Here is a 20,227-nt window from a genome sequence, read left to right on the forward strand (position 1 = left end):
TCATGCCACGTCAGCTAGACGAACAGGGTCAGCGCGACCAGCCCGGCGGCCTCTCCTGCCTGCTGCATGGCGCCCAGAACATCGCCGGTCTGGCCGCCCAGACGGCGCATCGCCCGATGCGCCAGCCAAAGCTGCGCCAGCCCGATCGCGACGGCGGCGGCCGCAGCGGCCAAAGCGGGGCGATCCGTCGCCAAAGCCGGGGCCAGCAGCGCCAGCCCGGCCAGCAGGATCGCCATCGCGATCTGTCCCGGCGGGCTGCGCCCCGCCAGCCTGCCCAGCCCGTCGGGGCGCGCCGGCGGCATCAGCCCCAGACCGGCCACCATCCCCGCGCGCGAGGCTGCCGCGATGCCGGGCAAGGCGGCGATGGCCAGCATGGGCGCGGCGGCAAACAGCGCGGCGATGGCGGCGATGCGCAATCCGGTCACCAGGATCAGCGCCAGCACGCCATAGCTGCCGATCCGGGAATCGCGCATGATCGCCAGCCTGCGGTCGCGATCCGCGCCGCCGCCGGCATCGGCCAGATCGGCCAGCCCGTCCTCGTGCAGCCCGCCGGTGGCCAGCACCATCGCCGCCACCGCCAGCAGGGCCGCGACCGGCGCCGGAAGCCCCAGCCATGCCGCCAGCGCCAGCACCAGTGCCGCCATCAGCCCCACCGCCAGCCCGACCAGCGGAAAGGCCCAGCCGGTGCGCGCCAGCGGCGGCAATTCGCGCGAAACAAGGCCCGCCAGCGGGAAACGGGTCAACCAGACGAAGGCGGTGGCAAGCTCCAGAACCGCCCTAGCCAATCCCGGCCTCGGCAAAGGTCGCCATGCCGTCATGGCAGGCCAGCGCGGCGCGCAGGATCAGCAAGGCGACCGCCGCGCCCGTTCCCTCGCCCAGCCGCATGTCCAGCGTCACCACCGGCTCTTTGCCCATGGCCGCGATCAGGCGGCGATGCCCGGTTTCCGCGCTTTGATGGCCGATCAGGCAATGTTCCAGCGCATTGCGGTCATTGACCATCAGCACGCCGGCGGCGGCGGTACAGATGAACCCGTCCAGAATGACCGGAATACCCAGCTCGCGCGCGCGGATCACCGCGCCGCAGATCGCCGCCTGCTCGCGCCCGCCAAACGAGCCCAGGATCGAGGCCGCCGTCGCCGCGCCCTTGTGCCGCCTGAGCCCGGCATCCACGGCGCGCAGCTTGTTGGCCATGATCTCGTCGCTGGCGCCGGTGCCCGGCCCTACCCAATCCGCCGCCTCGCCGCCGAATGTGGCGGCGGCCAGAGCGGCGGCGACGGTGGAATTGCCGATGCCCATTTCGCCCAGCAGGATCACGTCCGCGCGAGGATCGACGGCATCCTTGCCGGTCTGGATCGAGGCGACAAGATCCGCCACCTCCAGCGCCATGCCGCGGGTGAAGTCCCCGGACGGCCGGTCAAGATCCAGCGCCACCACCGAAAGCTCGGCCCCCGCCTGCGCGCAGAGCTGGTTGATCGCCGCGCCGCCCCGCTCGAAATTGCGCACCATCTGCGCGGTCACCTCGGCCGGAAACGGGTTCACGCCCTGGGCCGTGACGCCATGATTTCCGGCAAAGACCAGCGCCTGGGCGCGCTCGATCCGGGGCCGCGCGCGCCCCTGCCAGCCGGCCATGAAGACCGCCAGCTCTTCGAGCCGGCCCAGCGAGCCGGGCGGTTTCGTCAGTTCGGCCTGGCGGGCACGGGCGGCTTCGGCGGCGGATTCGTCGAACTCTTTCAAGGGATTTCTCTTTCCGGTTTCAACCTCAGGGGAAGGCCGCTCACGGCCATCCAGACTTCGTCTGCGCGGGCGGCCACGACCTGGTTCATCCAGCCATGGGCATCGCGAAAGCGCCGGGCCAGGCGGTTCTCGGGCACGATGCCCAGGCCCAGCTCATTGGTGACCAGCACCACGGGGGCGCTCGGACGTGACAGCGTGTCGCAAAGCGCGCCGATCGCCTGATCCTCGGGCCGGTTCGCGGCCATCAGGTTCGACAGCCACAGGGTCAGGCAATCGACCAGCCGCGCGCCCTGCCCCGCGCTGCGCGTCAGCGCGGCGGGCAGGTCCAGCGGCTCCTCGATCAGGTTCCAGTCCGGGCCGCGCCGCGCACGATGCTGCGCGATGCGCCGCGCCATCTCGTCGTCGCGCGCCTCGGCGGTGGCGATATAGCTGTGCGGACCAGGAAAGCGCGCCATGATGGTCTCGGCCAGCGCGGATTTTCCCGAGCGCGCGCCCCCGGTAACCAGAATGATGCGAGCGTCCCGTGCCATGCCCTCTGTTCTTTCACATGCGCCGCGACTGTGAAAGCGGCAAATGCACTTGCCCGCCGCCGGCGGATGCGCGACCTTCGCCGCGCCCGAGCAAGCCATGAGTTGCCGATGATCCGCCCGTCTCCGCTCACCGCTCTTGCCGTCGCGCTGGCCACCGTACTGGCCGCGACCTTGCCGGCGATGGCGGTGGAACCGGCCCTGGACGAGGCGCTTGCCGCCGGGCAGGAACTGGCCATCGCCATCCCGCAGGAGATCCGGTCGCTGGACCCGGCCATGGCCACCTCGCGCGGGGAAACCGATCTGCTGAACCAGCTGTTCGAGGGGTTGATGACCGCCGATGCGGACGGCGCGCCGGTTCCCGGCGCCGCTGCGGAATATTCGCTGTCCCCGGATCGGAAAACCTATGAGTTCCGCTTGCGCGAGACGAAATGGTCGAATGGCGATCCGCTGACGGCGGCAGATTTCGCATTCGCCTGGCGGCGCGTCCTGGACCCGGAAACCGCCAGCCCCCATGCCTGGTTCATCGAGGCAATGAATGTCGAGAACGCGGCCGCGATCGCCAGGCGCGAAAAGCCGCCCGAGGATCTGGGCATCCGCGTCCTCGACGACCGCAGATTGCAGGTGACCCTGACCGGGCCCATGCCGCATTTCCTGAAGATGCTCAGCCATCCCGCCACATTTCCGGTGCCGATGAAGCTGGTCGCGGCCGAGGGCGCGGACTGGGCCCAGCCCGGCAAGCTGGCCGGCAACGGCGCCTATCGGCTGGACGGGCAGAGTCCGGGCGGCGAGGCCGTGCTGAGCGGCAATCCCGGCTATCACGGCGCCGCCGGAACGATCCTGACCGGGCTGCGTTTCGTGCCGGTGAGCGAGCCGGGCGAGGCGCTGAAGCGCTATCTCGATGGCGAATTCGACTGGCTCCTGCAGCCGCCGGCCGGGCAGATCGCCCGGCTGCGGCAGGACCATCCCGGGCAGGCGATCACGCCGCCCTATGCCTGTTCCTATGGCTATCTCTTCAACCTGTCGGCCAAGGGGGCGCCCGCGCTCAAGGAACGCGCCCTGCGTCAGGCCCTGTCCGATGCGCTTGATCGCGACGCGATCGCCGGGGCGGTGCTGCGGGGCGGCCAGCGGCCGGCCCTTGGCTGGACGCATTGGGCGGCCAACGGCCGTATCGCGCCGGATATCGAGACGAGCGACTGGTCGCTGGACGAAAGGCGCGAAAAGGCCCGCGCCCTGCTGGCCGAGGCCGGCTACGGGCCGGAGCGGCCGCTGCGCCTGATGCTGCGCCTCAACCGCTCGGAGGGGGACCGGGCGGTGGCGCAGGCCGCCCGGCAGGCATGGCAGGAGATCGGCGTCGAGGCGGAACTGGCCGAAGACGCCTGGAGCCGTTTTCACGAGCGGTTGCAGGATGGCGATTTCGACCTCGCGCGCTATGCCTGGTGCGCCGATTACAACGACCCCCGCAGCTTTCTGGACCTGTCTGGCAGCGGCCGCAGCATCGGCGCGTGGTCGAACGCGGAATATGACGCGCTGCTCGAGCGCGCCCTTGCGGCAGAAGACCCGGCGCCACTCTATCGGCAGGCCGAAGAGATGCTGCTCGGCGACATGGCCCTGATCCCGCTTTACCATTACACGCGCCCGATGCTGATAAGGCCGGATCTGCGCGGCTATCCGATGCGCAACGCGCTTGGCCAATGGTACGCCCGAGAGATGTATCGCGTCGCCCCGTAAGCCGGCCGCGCCGTGCTAGCGGTTGGCATCCTCGATCAGGCGGCGGTGGCGCCTTGCCTCGTCGCGGATCGCGCCCAGATCGGTCAGGCCCTTGGCCTGCAAGGCAGGGATCAGGCGCAGGAAGATCTGCGCCGTCGCCTCGGCATCGCCCATCGCGGTATGGCGCAGCTCGGGCGGGATGGTGACGCCCAGACGCCCGGCCAGCGCGTCCAGCCCATGCGGCGCGGCCTGCCCCCAGACCATCGCCGACAGCAATATCGTGTCCAGCACCCGGTTGGGAAAGGCGACGCCGGTTTCCGTCGCGGCGGCGCGCAGCAGCCCCATGTCGAAAGGGGCGTTATGGGCGACCAGCACGGCATCCTCGGTGAAATGCTGGAATGCGCGCAGCGCCGCCGTCATGTCCGGCGCATCCGCCACCATCGCATCGGTGATCCCGTGGATCTGCGTCGAGCCGGGCGGGATCGGCCGGCCCGGATTGACCAATGTCTGGAAGCGCTCGCCGGTCGGCTGCCCGGCCATGATGCGGATACCGGCGATCTGCACGATCCGGTCCGAGGGATCGAGCCCGGTGGTTTCCGTATCGAAGACCACGCAGGTCAGTTCGCCAAGCGCCTCGCCCGTGCCGGCAAGCTGCGGGCGATAGGTCAGCGAAGGCGCGATCTCGCAGGCGCTGGCACTGGCGGGAAGCGGCATCACGATGCACCCGCCGCCGGGTTGCGGCTCGGTCCAGAGCCCGGTGCCCAGCTCGGCCGCGATCGCCGCGCCGCTTTCGCCGGGACGGTCGGGATCGGGCGCATCCGCCAGCCATTCGTCAAGCCGCGCCATGTTCAGCGCCGCGCCCTGCCAGCTCAGGGTGATGCGTGCCTCGTCCCCGTCGCCGACGATATCCAGCCGCGCGGGCCGGCCGCTGGCCGCCAGCCGTCGCGCCAGATCGCTGAACAGCACGGCCAGCGCGCCGCCATCCCCGGCCAGGCAAAGCGCGGCGATCTCGCCCCGCTCGGCCTCTTCGACCGAGGCGGCAAGCGCGGCGGCATCGACCTGCATCGGGGCCGGCGCGGGGTCCAGACCGCGCAAATCCGCGATCAGGGCGGCGCCCTCGTTATGGATCGCTCGGCCCACCTCGGGCGGCAGCGCGTCCTCGGCGGCCTCGAGCATCGGCACCAGCGCGGCGGCGTGGCGGCGCAGGCTTTCCAGCGCCTCGGCCCGGCGCAAGGTCGCGGGCGGGCGCAGCACCAGCACCCGCTCGCCCTCGCCGGCGGCGCGGATCTGGCCCGCCAGCCGCTGCCCGGCGGCGGTCAGCACGGTCAGTTCGGTGGCGCCGTTCGGGCTGGCGGCCAGTCGCCGCTCGGCCATGTCCAGCGCGGCGGGGCGCAGATGGCGCGACAGCGGCTGGCCCAGAACCAGCCCGGGCAATGCCTCGCGCGCGGCGCCGTTGAAAAACATCACCCGGCCCCCGTCATCGGTCATCAACGCCACCGCGCTGATGCCCGACAGCACCGATTCCAGCATGGCCTTTTCACGGTCCAGTTCCTGGACATGGCGCTGCACCGCCTCGGCCAGCGCCTCGGCGGATTGCGCGCGCGCCTCGGCCGCCTCGCGGGCGGCGGGGGCCAGATCGGCGAGATAGCGGCCCTCGTCCGCGTCGGGCGCGGCGCCGGTACGCAGGCCGCCGGCAAGGGTCTCGATGGGGCGCGCGACGTTCTGGTCGAACAGGAACCAGACCCAGACCACCAGCGCCAGCGCGCCAAAAAAGCCGATGGCGCCGGCGCCGGCCAGCGCCGATATGACGTGCGGCGCGATCTCGCCCGAAACTTCCGCGCCCGCCGCCTGCAACCGTCGCCACGCGACAAGCAGCGCCGCCGCCAGCACCGCCATCAGCCCGGCCGCCAGCCCCGCGAAGATCAGAAAGACCCGCAGCCGCAGCGACAGGCCGGTCAGCATGGCGCGCCCAGCAGACGCGCCATCTCGGCCCGCAGCTCCGACAGCTCGAAGGGTTTCGCGATAAAGCCGTCGGCGCCAAGCGCCAGCCCTTTCTTGCGCTCCATCAGCGAGCCGCGCGCGGTCATCATCAGCACCCGCACATCGCTGAGCGCGGGATCGGCGCGCAGCTCCTCGACGATCTGATAGCCCGAGATGTCGGGCAGCATGATGTCGAGCAGCACCAGATCGGGAGGCTCGGCCCGGATCGCGTCCAGCGCCCCCGCCCCGGTCGCCAGGCGGCGGTGGCTGTGGCCTTCGCGCGTCATCAGGAATTCCAGCGCGACGGCGATATTATCCTCGTCCTCGACGATCAGGATGCGCGCCATCAGCCCCCCCTTTCGCAGATCACGGCATAGGCTGGATCTTGGGCGGCGGGCAGCCAGTCGCTTTCGCGCCCCTCGGCGACGGCGCGGATGCGCGCGCCGGCGCAGTCGAAATCCAGCGTGACATAGCGCGTCGGCTGCCAGCGCTCGACAAAGAGCACCTGCCCGCGCTGGACCCCCTGCCCGGTATCGGTCAGGCCGGCGCGGTCGATGGCGGCAAAGCGGTTGACCATCGGGATGACAAAGGCCCAGGGCCGCCAGGCCTTGCCGCCGGTGCCGGTCTCCAGCACCTCGACGGTCGCGGGCAATTGCGCGCTGACCCGGGAATACCAGCTGTATTCGTTCCAGATGGCAAAGCCCAGCATGGCAAGGCCGATCCCGGCCGGGGTGATCCAGCGCGGGACCGCAAGCCCGGCCTTGCGCAGCGCATGCGCGCCGGCAAACAGCAGTGCCGCCGCGCCGATGCCGACGGCGATCATCCCCAAAATGTCCCAGGCCATGCCGCTCATCATGCCAGCGCCCCTTTTCCATGGCCCAGGGCCGATTGCATGGTGCGCAGGACGACAAAGGCGTCGCGCAGATGGCTGCGTTCAAGGTCCGGAAGTTCGGCGGGCGCCAGAAAGTTGTCGGGCCGCCGGCCGGCGGCGATCAGCCGCGCCTGATGCTGGAGCCGGCGCGTCTGGATCAGATCGAAGGCGGCCAGCAGATCGGCCGCCCCCGAGGTCGAAATCACCCCCGCCTCGGCCGCCGCGACGATGCGCGCGCGCGTATTGACCGGCACAAGCCCCGCCTGCAGCGCATAGACCCGGCCCAGATCGGTGACCGGCACCACGCCGTTCATCTTCATGTCGATATGGTTGCGCTTCTCGCCCGAGCGGATGGTGGCGAAACCGCCGATCAGCCCCAGCGGCGGGCGATGCTTCAGCGAATTGGCGATCATATGGGCGACAAAGATCGAATTGCGCCCGGCCGCGGCCAGGGTCTCGGCCTGCAGATCGCGCAGCAGCGTGGCATCGCCGCCGATGGCGCGCAGGTCGAACATGACGCTGGCCAGCATCTGCGCCTCGGGGCTGGGACGGTCGATCCAGCCGCTGAAATAGCCACGCCAGACATCCAGCGGCTGCCGCCAGCGCGGGTTCGAGGCCATCATGTCGCCCGGGCAATAGACATAGCCGGCCCGGTTCAGCCCGTCGCTGACGAATTTCGCCAGATCGCGGAACCAGGGATGATCGGCATCCATGCCGGGGGCCAGGATCAGGCAATTGTCCTGATCCGAAACGCCGGTCTGTTCCTGCCGGCCCTGACTGCCGCAGGCGGCCCAGAGCCAGCCGCCGGGCGCCGGCCCCAGCTCGGCCTCGGCCAGCGACAGCAGGCGGCGGGTGACGGCATCGGCGATATCGGTGATCTGGCGGGTGATCAGATCGTGGCGCTGGCTGGCCGCGACCAGGCCTGCCAGCAATTCGGGGATGCGCGCCGTCGCGCCCGCCAGCGCCGCGCTGTCGGGGGCGCGGGCGATCTCTCGCAGCAGCACCGATCCCGAGATTGCCTGCACCCGCGTCAGGTCGGTCTGGGTGATCATGCCGACCAGCCGGCCGCGCTCGGTGATCGGCAGATGGCCGATCCGGCGCTCGGCCATCAGGGCCAGCACATCGGCGCCTAGCGCGTCCGGGCCCAGCGTCACCGGATCGCTGGTCATGATGCGCGACACCGGCGCGTCGGCGCGGCACCCCTCGGCCACGACCTTGTTCGACATGTCGCGCACGGTGACCAGCCCCAGCAGCGCGCCCTCCGGGCCGGTGATCCCCAGCGACGAGACGCCGGCCTCGCGCATCATGCGCGCGGCCTCGACGATCGGGGTCTGCGGCGGGCAGGCCAGCGGTGCGCGGCCCAGCAGTTCCGAGACCCGCAGAGCGGCGAATTGCGCGCATTGCGATCCCCGCCCGCGCCCGGCGCCGCGGTTGAAAAAGCGCGAGAATGCGGCGTTCGAGCTGAGCAGCCGGCGGAATTCGCGCCCGGGCAGCATCAGCAGCGTGCCGCCGCGCGTGACGCGCGCGGTGGTCGCGGCATTGCCGTCGCGCATCAGCCCGCGCTCGCCGAAACTGTTGCCGCGCCCCAGGGTCGAGACCGGCGTGCCCGCGCTGTCGGTCACCTCGACCTCGGCATCCTCGATCAGCCAGATCCCCTCGAGCGGGTCGCCATGGCGATAGACGGTGTCGCCCGTCTTCCATTCCCTGCGGCTGAAGGAACCGGCGACCCGCGCCAGCTCGTCCCGCGACAGGGCGTCATAGGGATGGATGCCCGACAGGAATTTCACGATTTCGTCCATATCCGCTCCCCCGGTAAATGGCCGCGCCCCGTGGGGCGCGGCCGGTTCTCGTCAGTGGTGGGTGGCCGCGCCGGCGCCCTTGGGCACGCGGATCGACTCGACGAGTTCCTGCACGACGACCGGCGGCTCCTCGGTCACGTTCGAGACCAGATAGGCCACCAGGAAATTCAGCCCCGCGCCGACCACCCCGAACGAGGCGGGGGCAATGCCGAACAGCCAGTTCGCCGCCGTATCCTCCAGCATGTTGGTGCCGGCGATGAAGAACCAGCCCTTGTAGGTGAAGATATAGAGCAGCGTCGAGGCGATGCCCGCGATCATCCCCCAGATCGCGCCCTGCTTGTTGATGCGCTTCGAGAAGATGCCCATCATCAGCACCGGGAAGATCGAGCTGGCGGCAAGGCCGAAGGCCAGCGCCACGGTCTGCGCGGCAAAGCCCGGCGGGTTCAGACCCAGGAGCGTCGCCACCAGGATTGAGACCGCCATCGAGATCCGCGCCGCCATCAGCTCGCTTTTTTCCGAGATGTTGGGATTGAGCGCGCCCTTGATCAGGTCGTGGCTGACGGCGCCCGAAATGGCCAGCAAGAGCCCCGCCGCGGTGGACAGCGCCGCCGCCAGGCCGCCGGCGGCGACGATGGCGATGACCCAGCCGGGCAGGTTGGCGATTTCCGGATTCGCAAGGACCATGATGTCGTTGCTGACCTGGGTCAGCTCATTGCCCTGCAAGCCCTGCGCGGCGGCCATTTCGGCGGCCGGACCTTCGGTCGCGGTGTCGTTATAGTACTGGATCAGCCCGTCGCCGTTCTTGTCCTCCCACGAGAGCAGGCCGGTCTTGGCCCAGGTCCGCATCCAGTTCAGTTCCGGCGAGGTCTCGATCGCCTCGAGCGAGACGGCCGGCTGCGAATAGGTCTCGCCGGTATCGGCGCCCGGCCACATGGTGGTCGAAAGATTCATCCGCGCCATGGAGCCGACGGCCGGGGCCACGGTGTAGAGCAGCGCGATGAAGACCAGCGCCCAGCCCGCCGAGGAGCGCGCGTCCGAGACCTTGGGCACGGTGAAGAAGCGGATGATGACATGCGGCAGGCCCGCCGTGCCGATCATCAGCGCCAGGGTGAACATCACCATGTTCAGCGTGCTGCCGTTATGGGCGGTATATTGCTTGAAGCCCAGATCGGTCACCACCTGATCCAGCTTGGTCAGGAACTCCATCCCCGATGCGTCATGGCTGCCGAACAGGCCCATCTGCGGCAGGAAATTCCCGGTCAGCGCCAGCGAGATGAAGATCGCCGGGATCGTGTAGGCGATGATCAGCACGACATATTGCGCGACCTGCGTATAGGTCACGCCCTTCATGCCGCCCAGAACCGCATAGACGAAGACGATGGCCGCGCCGATCCACAGCCCGGATTCCTTGCTGACCTCGAGATAGCGCGCGAAGGTGATGCCCACGCCCTCCATCTGGCCGATCACATAGGTGATCGAGATGATCAGCAGGCAGATCACGCCGATGATGCGCGCGGTCTGGCTGTAGAAACGGTCGCCGATGAATTCCGGCACGGTGAACTTGCCGAACTTGCGCAGGTAAGGCGCCAGCAGCATGGCCAGCAGCACATAGCCGCCTGTCCAGCCCATCAGATAGGTCGAGTTGTCATAGCCGGTGAATGCGATCAGCCCGGCCATCGAAATGAAGGACGCGGCCGACATCCAGTCGGCGGCGGTGGCCATGCCGTTCATCACCGGATGCACGCCCCGGTTCGCGGCATAGAATTCGGCGGTCGAGCCGGCGCGTGCCCAGATCGCGATGCCGAAATACAGCGCGAAGGACAGGCCGATAAAGATCAGGTTAAGCGTGAACTGGTCCATATGTCACTCCTCGACGCCGTGATCGCGGTCGAGCCGGTTCATCAGCTTCGCGTAGGTAAAGATCAGCACGATGAAGACCAGGATCGATCCCTGCTGCGCGAACCAGAAGCCCAGATCCGAGCCGCCGACCTTGATCCCGGACACCATCGGCCGGAACAGGATTCCGAAGCCGTATGATACCAGTGCCCAGATGACGAGACAGATCCAGATGATGCGGATATTTGCCTGCCAGTAGGCGTTAGAGGATTGCTTGTCGCTCATGTCCCCTGTTTCCTCCCTGTGTAACGCCGCCTCGGTCTTGCGGTGACCCCGTCCGTGGGCGGCGGCGGACGGGGGCGATGGCGGGGCCGCGCCGGCCCCGCGGCATCTCTGCCCGATCTCAGCCCCGGTTCATCCGGTTCTCGATCAACTCGTCCACGACACCCGGATCGGCGAGCGTCGAGATATCGCCCAGGGCGCCGTAATCGTTCTCGGCGATCTTGCGCAGGATGCGGCGCATGATCTTGCCCGAGCGCGTCTTGGGCAGGCCCGGCGCCCATTGGATCAGGTCCGGCTTGGCGATCGGGCCGATCTCGGTGCGGACCCAGGTCTCAAGCTCCTTGCGCAGGTCGTCGGTGGGATCGACATCGTTCATCAGCGTGACATAGGCATAGATGCCCTGCCCCTTGAGCGAATGCGGATAGCCGACCACGGCGGCCTCGGCGACCTTGGCATGGGCGACCAGCGCCGATTCCACCTCGGCCGTGCCCATGCGGTGGCCGCTGACATTGATCACGTCATCCACGCGCCCGGTGATCCAGTAATAGCCGTCCTCGTCCCGGCGGCAGCCGTCGCCGCTGAAATAATAGCCCGGATATTGCTGGAAATAGGTCTCCATGAAACGCTCGTGATCGCCCCAGACGGTGCGCATCTGGCCCGGCCAGCTGTCGCCGATGCAGAGCACCCCCTCGACGCCGTTGCCTTCCATCACATTGCCGGTCTGCGCATCCAGCACCACCGGCCTGACGCCAAAATAGGGCAGCGTGGCGGCGCCCGGCTTGGTCTCGATCGCGCCGGGCAGCGAGGTGATCATGTGGCCGCCCGTCTCGGTCTGCCACCAGGTATCGACGATCGGGCATTTGCCCTTGCCGACATGCTTGTCATACCAGACCCAGGCCTCGGGGTTGATCGGCTCGCCGACCGTGCCCAGAACGCGCAGGCTGGACAGGTCGTGCTTTTCCACCCATTCCGTCCCCTGCCCCATCAGCGCGCGGATGGCGGTGGGCGCGGTGTAGAACTGGTTGACCTTGTGCTTTTCGCAGACCGCCCAGAACCGCCCGGCATCGGGCCAGGTCGGCACGCCCTCGAACATCAGCGTGGTGGCGCCATTGGCCAGCGGGCCATAGACGATATAGCTGTGGCCGGTGACCCAGCCGACATCCGCCGTGCACCAGAAGACATCGCCGTCGCGATAGTCGAAGACATGCTCATGGGTCATCGCGGCAAAGGCCAGATAGCCGCCGGTCGTGTGCACGACGCCCTTGGGCTTGCCCGTCGAGCCCGAGGTATACAGGATGAACAGCGGATCCTCGGCGTTCATCGGACGGGGCGGGCAATCGGGGCTGACCTGATCCATCAGCGCCAGCACATCGACATCGCGGCCATCGACCCAGGTGGTCTGGTCGCCGGTATGCTTGACCACCAGGCAGCGCACCCGGTCGGAGCAATGCAGCAGCGCCGCGTCGGCATTGGATTTCAGCGCCGTGCGCCGGCCGCCGCGCGGCGCGGTATCGGCGGTGATGACCAGTTTCGCGCCGGAATCGTTGATCCGGTTGGCCAGAGCGTCGGGCGAGAAGCCGGCAAAGACGATGGAGTGGATCGCCCCGATCCGGGCGCAGGCCAGCATGGCATAGGCGGCCTCGGGGATCATCGGCAGATAGATCACCACCCGGTCGCCGCGCATCACGCCCTGGCTCAGCAGGACATTGGCCATCCGGTTCACCTTGTCGGACAGCTGCGCATAGGTGATGTGCCTGGCCGGGGTTTCGGGATCGTCGGGCTCGAAGATGATCGCGGTCTGGTTGGCGCGGGTCGGCAGATGCCGGTCCACGCAGTTCACGCAGGCGTTCAGCACCCCGTCCTCGAACCATTTGATCGAGACGCGGCCCATGGTGAAATCGGCGTTCTTGACCTTGGTATAGGGCTCGATCCAGTCGAGGCGCTTGCCCTCGCGCCCCCAGAAGGCCTCGGGATCGGAAATCGATTCGTCGTAAAGCCGCGCATAATCCGCAGGCCGGATATGCGCGGCGTCAAAGCCCGGCGGAATCGGATGTTTGGCAAGATTTTCAACGGACATGGCTGGCCTCCTCTCCTCATGCTCTGTTCGTGAAACGGATGTCCCGAAGCGGCTGACCGACCGCGGATGGACGCCCGAAACGATCTGGAGGAAAGGTTAATGTATTTTATCAGTCAGCGTAAACCTTTTTTTTGTAATGGAAATTTTGTAAATTTATTGACCGTTCGCACTATGTTTTTGTAAATTGTTCACAGAAATGTCAGCGCGCCTTGCCTGCACAAGACCTTAGCCGGAATATCGCCCCATGACACAGGATCCGATCCGCACCACCGACGACGAGGCGCGCGCGCTGGCCCGCCGCCTGCTGGCGGAAATGCGCCATGCCAGCCTCGGCACGCTCGACCCTGGGACCGGCGCGCCGCTGGTGACCCGCGTTGCCGTGCAGCCCGATGCCGATGGCGCCCCGGTCCTGCTGCTGTCGGGCCTGTCGGCGCATAGCCATGCGCTGGCCGCCGATCCGCGGGCCGGTCTGCTGATCGCCGCGACCTCGGCCAGGGGCGATCCCATGACGCATGCCCGGCTGTCGCTGATCGGCAGGGCCGGGCAGATCGCCTCCGACCCCGAGCGGCGCCGGCTCTGGCTGACCCGCGCCCCCAAGGCGCGCGCCTATATCGATCTGCCCGATTTCCGCTTCTGGCGGATCGAGCCCATCTCCGGCCTGCTCAATGCGGGCTTTGGCCGGGCGTTCCGGCTGGGGCCGCAGGACATGCTGAAACCCCCGGCAGACTGACTGCCGGGGGTTCTGCCCCGTCGCGATTGGGCCGCTCAATCGGGATTGTCCATCCGCAGGCGATAGGCGTTCGAGCCCTTGACCGCGCTGCGCCAGTTCAGCGCGATCTGCCGACGGCCCTGGCCGACCTCGGCCTGGATCCAGGGCATATCGGCGACCGGCGAGCCGGCGCCATTGGTGATCGCGCTTCGCGCCACCACCGATTCGACATTGCGCGCCCAACCGTTGAAGGGCAGCGAGGCATTGACCGGCAGCACCCAGCGGCTGGCGGCGGTGGCCTGGGTATGGTTCAGGTCCAGCGGATTGGCGATATAGGTATTCACACCGTTGAACATATTGCCCTGGAACAGGATGTTGCGCATCCGCTGATAGTTCAGGTCGGCAAAGGTGGTATCGACCTTTTCGACCCGCGCCACGCTGTTGTTCTGCGACTTGAACACATTGCCCACCACCGCCAGGCCGTGGATGAAATGCGCCCTGCCATAGGGCTTGATCACCAGCCAGTTGAAGCCCAGCGTCGTGTTCGAGGCAAGGAACGTATTGCCGGTGATGGTCAGACCGCCAAAGGAATATTCGCCGCCCTCGAAATCCGGCCGCGCATCGTGCTCGTTCGTCCATTCGATCGAGCAATTGTCGATATAATTGCCAGTCACCGTCACCTGCAGGTTGGTATGGGTCAGGACCAGCCCGCCAAAGCGCACGCCGTTCTGGGCATCGTCGCCCTGGAACCAGTGATTTCCCTCGATGATATGGCCGCCGCCATTGGCCACCAGGAAATGACCAAAGCGATTTGCGCGGTTATGCCGGATCTTGGCGTCGTTATTGTTGATATTGATCGCCACCGAGGTCCGGTTCTGCGCCAGATCGGCCATCTCGTTGGACAGGAATTCGCATCGATCGACCGTCATCCCCTGACAGGCCGAGCCGATCGAGGTGATGCCGCGATCCTTGGCATGGGTGAAAAAGCAGTCGCGGAACGTGTTCACCGAGCCGGATTTGGCCAGCATCACACCGCTCGCCACGCCGTTCAGCAGGAACTCGACATCGTCGAAGGTGAAGCGGCTCAGACGCTCCATATCCGAGAAGTCGAAGACATAGCGATAGCGCAGAAAGCTGTAATTGCGGGTGCCCGCGCCACCGTAAAGCGGCTGCGACAGGGACAGGGTGCGGGCGGCGACGTTCTTGCCGTTCACATAGACCTCGCGGCCGACGCCATTGCCGTTGATGCGCGAGCCGACCTCGATATTGGCGACATTGGCGACATTGGACAGAACCAGCGGCGCGTTCGGATCATAGGTCCCGGCCGAGTTGACCTGAGCCGTGGCCCAGGCCGGCCCCTCGACCGCATTGATCTGGCCGTTGGTGATGACCCGGCGATTGGAGAAAGTCGTCAGGCCCGGCGCCGCCCCGGCGATGGTGATCGGCTCGCTGAGGTTCACCGTGCGGCCGCGCAGATCCAGCGTGCCGTGATCGGTATAGCCCAGCAGCGCCTGCAGCGCGCGCTTCATCCCCTCGGTCTCGTCGCCAAAGGCGTCGGCATAGGTCGGAAAATCGAACCGCCCCATCAGCGCCAGCCGGGCCGCGCGCGGCATTTTCAGCTTGCCGACAAAGCGGACCGGGGCGTTCATGCTCAGATCGCTGGCGATGAAATAGGTCCCCGCCGGGACCAGGACCTCGCCGCCATTGGCGGCCTGATCGGCGGCGATAAAGGCGGCGCGATCGTCGCTCACGCCATTGCCGACCGCCCCGAAATCGCGCACATCCACCCAGTCCAGCATGCCCGGAACAAAGGCCGAGGTCACGTTCTCAATCGCCAGGTTCTCGATCCGGACCGAGCCGTTATTGTCGCCGATCAGGTCCAGCCCGAAATGGCCGAAAGCCGCATCGCGCCCCCAGGCCATGTCCACGCCCTCGCGCCGGCCGCTGCCGACGATGGCCGAGACCTCGACCACCTCGCCATAGCCGGGCAGGCTGACAGTGGGGCCGACCTGCGTCACGCCGGCCAGCTGGCTGCCGTTTCTGGCGCCGGCGAATGCGGCGACGCGCACCTGCGGCAGGTTGCCGGCGATCGCCTTGACCCGGGCCGAGATGCGCAGATAGTTCCCCGGCGTGATCGGCGTCTGCCGCATGTAGCGGATCGAGGTCACCGCCTGCTGTTTCAGGATCTCGAGGCAGGCGCCGAAATCCTCGTCCGCCGGCACGATGGCCGCGTTCGACGCCCCGGCCCAGGTCGGGGAACCCGGCCGGCCATCGGTCCGGGACCACAGGCCCAGACCCGCCTGAAACGGACGCGGCATCAAAGCCTGATCGCCGATAATCGCAATGCTCATCCCAAATTCTCCCTTACCCGGATCATGCAGGGCGCAAGGCCCGCGCGGTCAGGCAGGAATTTGGCAATCTCGCGTTAACCGTCCGTTAACCATGCGCGCGGCGCAACGGGGCCGCGCGCAACATCCGGCCGGATCAGCCCAGGGCTTCGGACACCAGTTCGCCGGCCAGCGCGCGGCCGACCAGATCGCGGGTTTCCGCGACGCCGTAAAGCGCGATGAAGCCGCCGAAGCGCGGCCCCTGATCGGCGCCCAGCAGGACCTGATACAGCGCCTGGAACCAGTCCTTCATCGGCTCGAACCCATGTTCGCGGCCGATGGCGAAAACCATGGTCTGCAGCGCCTCGGCATCGGCGGGCTGATCCCATGCCGCCAGCCGCCCGGCCAGATCCTGCAATGCCGCCCGCTCCTTGTCGCTTGGGGCGCGGAACTGCCGGGTGGGCGCCACGAAATCGTTGAAATAGCGCAGCGCGAATTCGGCCGCGCGGTCCAGCGTCGGATTGGCCTCGGGGGTCGCCTCGGGGGCGTAGCGCCGGATAAAGCCCCAGAGCCCGTCCTTGTCCTTGGCCCCGGCGACCGAGGCCAGATTCAGCAGCATCTGGAACGGCACCACCATGTCGGAGGCCGGCACCGCGCCGCCATGGATATGCCAGACCGGATTGGCCAGCTGCTGCTCGGGCGTCTGCTCGGGATAGGCGCGCAATTGCTGATGGTATTCGTCCACCGCCTTGGGGATCACGTCGAAATACATGCGCTTGGCGGTCTTGGGCTTCTGGAACATGAAATAGCTCAAGCTCTCGGTCGCCGCATAGGTCAGCCATTCGTCGATGGAAAGCCCGTTGCCCTTTGATTTCGATATCTTTTGGCCGTGCTGATCCAGGAACAGCTCATAGGTGAAATGCTCGGGCTTGCGGCCGCCCAGGATCTCGCAGATGCGGTCATAGATCGGCGTGTTGGTGCTGTGATCCTTGCCATACATCTCGAAATCCACGTCCAGCGCCGCCCAGCGGGCGCCGAAATCGGGCTTCCATTGCAGCTTCACATTGCCGCCGGTGACCGGCAGGGTCATTTCCTCGCCAGCCTCGTCGTCAAAGGTGATGGTGCCGTTCGCAGCATCGACCTGCTTGATCGGGAGGTAAAGCACCCGGCCCGATTTCGGGTCGATCGGCAGGAAGCAGCTATAGGTCTGCTGGCGTTCCTCGCGCAGGCTGGCCAGCATGACCTCCATGATGGCGTCGTATTTCTCCGCCGCGCGCAGCAGGACCTGATCAAAGCGGCCGGAACGATAGAATTCGGTCGCGCTGATGAACTCGTATTCAAAGCCGAACGTGTCCAGAAACCGCCGCAGCATGGCATTGTTATGGTCGCCAAAGCTGGGATATTCGCCGAACGGGTCCGGGACCGAGGTCAGCGGCTTTTGCAGATGCTCGCGCAGCATCTCGGTCTGCGGCACATTCTCGGGCACCTTGCGCATGCCGTCCAGATCGTCCGAAAAGCAGATCAGCCTGGTCGGAATGTCGGAAATCATCTCGAAGGCGCGGCGGATCATCGTCGTGCGCGCCACCTCGCCAAAGGTGCCGATATGCGGCAGCCCCGAGGGGCCATAGCCCGTCTCGAACAGGACATAGCCCTTTTCGGGGGGCTTTTTCTCATAGCGTTTCAGCACCCGGCGGGCCTCCTCGAAAGGCCAGGCCTTGGATTTCATCGCGGCATCACGCAGGGCGGTCATCGGGGCTCTCCATTGCTGTGGACTTCCCCGTATTGAAACGGCGTCGAATGGTCAATAATTTGCCCGAAACTCACGGAGAAAGCCCATGTCCGACAACCTGCCCTCCTTTTCGCCCTGCGACGCGCTCGTTGCGGTCATGGTGGCGGTCTCGGCTTCGGATCAGAACCTGCGCACGGCGGAACTGGTCGCGATCGAGCGCGCGGTGAACCATATGCCGATTTTCGCCAATTATGACATCGACCGGATGCGGGCAGTGTCGCAGACCGTCATCACCCTGTTCGAGGAAGAGGACGGGCTGGATGCCCTGTTCGGGCTGGTGCGCGCGGCATTGCCCGAGAAACTGTTCGACACCGCCTATCTGCTGGCCTGCGACGTCGCCGCCTCGGACGGGCGGGCCGGTCAGATCGAATCCGAGATGCTGGCCGAGATCCGCGACCAGTTCGAGATCAACCGCCTGCATGCCGGGGCGATCGAATTCGCCGCCCGCGCCCGGCACCGCACGCTTTAGTCCCGGCGCAGGCGGCCCGCCTCAAGGATCGCGCCGGGCGTGATTTCATAGGCCGCGCGCCCGGCAGGCACGATCAGCGCGCGCAGCGGGTCGTCGGGCGGCAGATTGTCCAGCTGCGGGATCGCGTAATGGTCGATCTCCTGCGCGAACCATGCCTCAAGCAGGCCCTGCTGCGCGGCTTTGGCGCGTCTGGTCCAGTCGATGACGCCCTCGGGGAGCTCCTGTCCACGGCTGACCTCATGGCGCGGCAGGTCCGCGCCGAAGATCACGAATATCAACATGCGCCCGTCCGCTTCCTGCGCATATCCCGCCAGGTTCGAGACGAAGTTCAGCGTACCGGTCTTGGCGGCGACGCGGATGCTGCTGGCGACCGGCTTGCCGCGCGCATCGACAAAGGGGATGCGCTTCATCACCCCGCGCAGATCCTGCCGCGCGCCGATGGTCGCGATGGCGCGGGCAAGCCCGTTGCTGGTCATGGCGTTTTCCGGCGACAGGCCGGAATGATCGCGAAAGCGGAAATCGCCGGCGATCCTCTGCCCGTTCAGCCAGCCCGCCATCGCCGCCGCCGAGGCCGGAAGATCCGCCGCGCCGCTGGCGGCAAGCCCGATCGCCTCGGCGGTAAGATTGGTCGAATATTCCATCATCCCGGCGACGATCTCGCGCAGCGGCGGGCTGTCATGACGCGCGATCTCGTCGCCCTCGGGCAGCAGTTCGACCGCGACGGGATTGGGCAGCACCAGCCCCTTGGCGCGGCAGAGCGTCTGGAAGACATCGCCGGCGTAAAGCTCGGGCCGGCGCACCGGCAGCCAGCGGCTGCCCGCGCGGCCCATCGCGCCGCGGGCGAGCGTCCAGCTTTCCCTGGCGCTGCCGCCATCATAGGCAAAGACCGGCGCCGGCCGGCTGACGGGCGCAGCCGAGATGGTATAGGCGCGGGGCGAAAGCTTGCGGCCGCGCGCCTGGAGCGACATCTGGTAGCCCTCGGCGCCGCGCCGCCAGTCCAGATGCACGCGGTTGAAATTCAGCATCATCCCCGAGATGGTCGGGTTATAGGGCAGATGCTCGGCCTGTGACGGGTCGAGCCGGGCGACGCGCGGCAAGGCCCCGCCCCAGACCAGAAAACCGGTCGGCGCGGGCAGGCCAAGGGCCTCGTGCTGCGCGGCCGTGCGCAGGGCCAGCGCCGCCAGCGCATCGGTGTCCAGAACCGGATCGCCGCCGCCGGCCAGGATCAGCGTATTCCCGGCCCGGATGACGCGGGTCGGAAAGCGATGCTCCGCGCCCAGCCGGTCCAGCGCATAAAGTGCGGTCACCGTCTTCAAGGTACTGGCGGGCGGCATCGGCATGTCGCCAAGCTGCTCGGCCAGCACCCTGCCGGTCGCCGGATCGAGCACGGTATAGGCCAGCGTGCCCCGGATTTCGGGCGGCTGCGCGCCCGCCGCCTGGCCGCGCGCGAGCGAGGGCATCGCCCCCAGAAGCGCAAGCGCCGCGATGAAGCCGCGTCGTGACAGTTCGGTCATCGGCTGGAACCCCGCGCATTGGCCCTTATCTCGCTTGAGCTTTGCTTGCTCAGCTTCACATTGATCATCACCCAGGCCGGCGTTCTGGCATCCGCCAGTTGCCGGGCATCGGCTTCCGGCATGCGCGCGCGCCACATGATATGGGCGGCGCGGGAATTGCGGGCGCGCATCCGCCAGCCCGGCCGCGCGATGACGCCGATGGGAACGCGGGCGGCGATCTCGCGCCAGTTTTCCCAGCGGTCGAACTGCACGAGATTGTCGGCGCCCATCAGCCAGACAAAGCGCACATGCGGATAAAGCTGCTGCAACGCGGCAATGGTATCGCTGGTCAGGCGCGTGCCCAGCCGCGCCTCGAGCCCGGTGATCTCGACGCGCGGATCATGGATCATGGCGCGGGCGCGGGCGATGCGATCCTCGAGCGGCGCCGGGCCATGGGCCTTCAGCGGATTTCCCGGCGTCACCAGCCACCAGATCCGGTCTAGGCCAAAGCGGCGCATCGCCATCTTGGTGATATGGACATGCCCCTCATGCGCCGGATCGAACGAACCGCCCAGCAGTCCGACCTTCATCCCTGGAAGTGCAATCGGGAAGCCTGCCCTCATC

General features: G+C 67.4%; 17 protein-coding genes. 3 read left to right on the top strand and 14 right to left on the bottom strand.

Features of this window, described 5'->3' with window-relative positions:
- Positions 1 to 14: 14 nt before the first annotated feature.
- From cobS to cobU, 3 genes are read right to left on the bottom strand one after another with little or no spacing between them, the layout of a single operon-like run.
- Complete coding sequence (gene cobS / locus IT41_RS02735) at positions 15 to 785, bottom strand: adenosylcobinamide-GDP ribazoletransferase (protein WP_052081242.1); 771 nt, start codon at positions 783 to 785, stop codon at positions 15 to 17.
- On the bottom strand, positions 778 to 1,734 hold the full coding sequence (cobT, locus tag IT41_RS02740; RefSeq protein ID WP_036738652.1) for a nicotinate-nucleotide--dimethylbenzimidazole phosphoribosyltransferase: 957 nt from the start codon (positions 1,732 to 1,734) through the stop codon (positions 778 to 780). The genes cobS and cobT overlap by 8 nt, the downstream gene beginning before the upstream one ends.
- A complete protein-coding gene (gene cobU / locus IT41_RS02745; RefSeq protein ID WP_036738653.1) occupies positions 1,731 to 2,264 on the bottom strand; it encodes a bifunctional adenosylcobinamide kinase/adenosylcobinamide-phosphate guanylyltransferase in 534 nt (177 codons plus the stop codon). The genes cobT and cobU overlap by 4 nt, the downstream gene beginning before the upstream one ends.
- A 108-nt stretch (positions 2,265 to 2,372) precedes the next feature.
- Between cobU and IT41_RS02750 the strand changes: the two genes are divergently transcribed.
- A complete protein-coding gene (locus IT41_RS02750; protein ID WP_036738654.1) occupies positions 2,373 to 3,992 on the top strand; it encodes a peptide ABC transporter substrate-binding protein in 1,620 nt (539 codons plus the stop codon).
- A gap of 15 nt (positions 3,993 to 4,007) precedes the next feature.
- Here the strand turns inward: IT41_RS02750 and IT41_RS02755 are convergent, their stop codons facing one another.
- The 7 genes from IT41_RS02755 to acs form a co-directional block, all read right to left on the bottom strand.
- Complete coding sequence (locus IT41_RS02755) at positions 4,008 to 5,933, bottom strand: 3'-5' exonuclease (protein ID WP_036738655.1); 1,926 nt, start codon at positions 5,931 to 5,933, stop codon at positions 4,008 to 4,010.
- Positions 5,927 to 6,298, bottom strand: coding sequence for a response regulator transcription factor (locus IT41_RS02760; RefSeq protein ID WP_036738656.1), 372 nt, complete (start codon positions 6,296 to 6,298; stop codon positions 5,927 to 5,929). The genes IT41_RS02755 and IT41_RS02760 overlap by 7 nt, the downstream gene beginning before the upstream one ends.
- Positions 6,298 to 6,795 (bottom strand): hypothetical protein, encoded by a 498-nt coding sequence (locus IT41_RS02765; RefSeq protein ID WP_231564677.1) that lies wholly within the window; start codon positions 6,793 to 6,795, stop codon positions 6,298 to 6,300. The genes IT41_RS02760 and IT41_RS02765 overlap by 1 nt, the downstream gene beginning before the upstream one ends.
- Positions 6,796 to 6,803: 8 nt before the next feature.
- A complete protein-coding gene (locus IT41_RS02770) occupies positions 6,804 to 8,621 on the bottom strand; it encodes a DUF294 nucleotidyltransferase-like domain-containing protein (RefSeq protein ID WP_036738657.1) in 1,818 nt (605 codons plus the stop codon).
- Positions 8,622 to 8,672: 51 nt separating this feature from the next.
- Entirely contained in the window at positions 8,673 to 10,481 is a 1,809-nt protein-coding gene (locus IT41_RS02775; RefSeq protein WP_036738658.1) for a sodium:solute symporter family protein, read from the bottom strand.
- Between the two features lie 3 nt (positions 10,482 to 10,484).
- Positions 10,485 to 10,742, bottom strand: a complete 258-nt coding sequence (locus IT41_RS02780) for a DUF4212 domain-containing protein (RefSeq protein WP_036738659.1) — start codon at positions 10,740 to 10,742, stop codon at positions 10,485 to 10,487.
- Between the two features lie 118 nt (positions 10,743 to 10,860).
- Positions 10,861 to 12,816: an acetate--CoA ligase gene (acs, locus tag IT41_RS02785; RefSeq protein ID WP_036738660.1), complete on the bottom strand. Its 1,956-nt coding sequence runs from the start codon at positions 12,814 to 12,816 to the stop codon at positions 10,861 to 10,863.
- 244 nt (positions 12,817 to 13,060) lie between these two features.
- Between acs and IT41_RS02790 the strand changes: the two genes are divergently transcribed.
- Entirely contained in the window at positions 13,061 to 13,546 is a 486-nt protein-coding gene (locus IT41_RS02790; protein ID WP_036738661.1) for a HugZ family pyridoxamine 5'-phosphate oxidase, read from the top strand.
- Between the two features lie 35 nt (positions 13,547 to 13,581).
- Here IT41_RS02790 and IT41_RS02795 read toward each other — a convergent pair whose 3' ends face one another.
- Together IT41_RS02795 and IT41_RS02800 are read right to left on the bottom strand one after the other, a co-directional pair.
- Positions 13,582 to 15,876 (bottom strand): glycosyl hydrolase family 28-related protein, encoded by a 2,295-nt coding sequence (locus IT41_RS02795; RefSeq protein WP_036738662.1) that lies wholly within the window; start codon positions 15,874 to 15,876, stop codon positions 13,582 to 13,584.
- 133 nt (positions 15,877 to 16,009) lie between these two features.
- A complete protein-coding gene (locus tag IT41_RS02800; RefSeq protein WP_036738663.1) occupies positions 16,010 to 17,602 on the bottom strand; it encodes a lysine--tRNA ligase in 1,593 nt (530 codons plus the stop codon).
- An 85-nt stretch (positions 17,603 to 17,687) separates the two neighbouring features.
- Here IT41_RS02800 and IT41_RS02805 point away from each other — a divergent pair, with 85 nt between their 5' ends.
- Complete coding sequence (locus IT41_RS02805; protein WP_036738664.1) at positions 17,688 to 18,110, top strand: tellurite resistance TerB family protein; 423 nt, start codon at positions 17,688 to 17,690, stop codon at positions 18,108 to 18,110.
- On the opposite strand, the gene IT41_RS02810 is transcribed toward IT41_RS02805, so the two are convergent.
- Together IT41_RS02810 and IT41_RS02815 are read right to left on the bottom strand one after the other, a co-directional pair.
- Positions 18,107 to 19,624: a D-alanyl-D-alanine carboxypeptidase gene (locus IT41_RS02810; RefSeq protein WP_074948037.1), complete on the bottom strand. Its 1,518-nt coding sequence runs from the start codon at positions 19,622 to 19,624 to the stop codon at positions 18,107 to 18,109. The genes IT41_RS02805 and IT41_RS02810 overlap by 4 nt on opposite strands.
- Positions 19,621 to 20,226, bottom strand: coding sequence for a nicotinate-nucleotide adenylyltransferase (locus tag IT41_RS02815; protein ID WP_074948040.1), 606 nt, complete (start codon positions 20,224 to 20,226; stop codon positions 19,621 to 19,623). The genes IT41_RS02810 and IT41_RS02815 overlap by 4 nt, the downstream gene beginning before the upstream one ends.
- Between the last annotated feature and the right edge of the window lies 1 nt (position 20,227).

This window comes from Paracoccus halophilus (assembly GCF_000763905.1).
Taxonomy (GTDB): domain Bacteria; phylum Pseudomonadota; class Alphaproteobacteria; order Rhodobacterales; family Rhodobacteraceae; genus Paracoccus; species Paracoccus halophilus.